General features: G+C 42.4%; 1 protein-coding gene. It reads right to left on the minus strand.

Annotation, left to right across the window (positions count from 1 at the left end):
* A partial coding sequence (locus AOA59_RS00075) for an MFS transporter (protein WP_371919046.1) occupies positions 1–226 on the minus strand: 226 nt, incomplete at its 3' end.
* Positions 227–295: the final 69 nt, after the last annotated feature.

Genomic DNA, 295 nt, shown 5'->3' on the forward strand with positions numbered 1-295 from the left:
CACCAATACCTGTGAGTATTCTGGCTAAAAACAGAACATATTCATGTGGTGCAAGACTATAGATTACCGTACCAATCCCCGTCAGGAGCGCACCTGTGATTAAAAAGAAGTTAGGTCCATAACGATCCACTAATAGGCCCATGGGGACTTGCAAAGCCGTGTATATGAAAAATTGCATGCTTGTTAGTATACCAATCGTTGCAGCTGTCACTTGAAAATCGCTCATCAATTGATCTGTAATAAGTCCGGGTGCCGTCCTTTGACTTGCCATCAGTAAATAAGTCACGATAACAGA

It is taken from the genome of Pseudomonas sp. 2822-15 (assembly GCF_002742515.1).
Lineage (GTDB): Bacteria > Pseudomonadota > Gammaproteobacteria > Pseudomonadales > Pseudomonadaceae > Aquipseudomonas > Aquipseudomonas salomonii.